The organism is Lactobacillus nasalidis, from assembly GCF_016587775.1.
GTDB lineage: Bacteria > Bacillota > Bacilli > Lactobacillales > Lactobacillaceae > Lactobacillus > Lactobacillus nasalidis.
The window spans coordinates 1-1,094 of the sequence record NZ_BOCG01000281.1 but is presented as its reverse complement, the minus strand read 5'-3'; the positions used below and the strand labels follow the sequence as shown (position 1 = coordinate 1,094).

Genomic DNA, 1,094 nt, shown 5'->3' with positions numbered 1-1,094 from the left:
GTACAGGCAGCTGACGGTAATCGCCAGGACGTTGCCCAGCAGGCGGAAGACGAACAGCTCCGGGAAAACCCGCGAATACCAGCGGCCAAATGCTGACAGGGCCGGCAAGACAAAGGTGTAGATGCCGATGACGCCCCAGAAATAAAGGTCAGAAACGACGCCAGCCGCCAGCGCCAGCCAGAACTCCTTGTCGTTTTGGTCGTCTTCATAAGCAATGACCAAAACCGCGACCGGCAGCAGCATCAGGCTGGCCCGGCCGTGCTGGTAGGTCAAAGACGGCTGCAGGTAAACCGACAGCGTGCCTTCCAGAACCATCGCCAGGTAAAGGGCAATGGCCAGGACCCATTGTTTAAAAATCCGCATTAATTAGCCACGCTCCTTTTAATGACCGTCACGACCGACGTGTCGTTCAAGTTGCCCGCTGGCTTGATCTTGATCAGGTCAGACAAGCCGAAGCTGTCCTTGGTGGTTTCGGCAACGGTGCCGACCAACAGGCCTTTTGGCGAGGTGCCGCCCAGGCCGCTGGTGTAAACCTTTGTCCCCTTCTTCAGCTTGCTGGAGCTTGAAGCCTGGGTGAAGGTAAGAGTGCCGTTGCTCTGCACGCTGATGATCCCGTGCAGCACCTTGCCGGTGCTGGAAGTGGCCTGGACGGCGAAGCGGTTGGCTGAGCTGTCGGTCGTAGTGATCAGTTCGACCTTGCTCGTTGCCGCGTCCACTTCCAGGATCCGGCCGATCACGCCGCCGCCGGACATTACCGCCATGTTCTTCTTCAGCCCCGAGCTCTTGCCCTTGTCAATGGTCAAAACTTCCGACCAGCTGTCGCTGGAGCGGGAAATTACCGAAGCGGTGGTCGTGGTATAGCTGGTCAAGGTCTTCTTGATCCCGGCTGCAGCCTTCAGCTGCTTGTTTTCTTCTTCCAGGGCGGCATTGCGGGCTTCAACCTGCGCCAGTTCGGAAACCTTCTTTTTCAGCCGGCTGTTTTCATCGGCGGCGTTCATCAATTCGCTCACGCTGTCGATGCCGTCGTTGAACCAGGAAACCGGAACGCTGACGATTCTTGAGCCGACTGACACGATGTCGTTGCCCAGGCGCTG

General features: G+C 58.0%; 2 protein-coding genes. Both read right to left on the bottom strand.

All coding sequences use genetic code 11. The features are described from left to right. A partial coding sequence (gene mreD, locus lacNas_RS05000; protein WP_201346656.1) for a rod shape-determining protein MreD occupies nt 1-363 on the bottom strand: 363 nt, incomplete at its 3' end. Then, nucleotides 363-1,094, bottom strand: a 732-nt coding sequence (mreC, locus tag lacNas_RS04995; RefSeq protein ID WP_201346655.1) for a rod shape-determining protein MreC, incomplete at its 5' end; no start/stop codon positions are given. The genes mreC and mreD, both read right to left, overlap by 1 nt.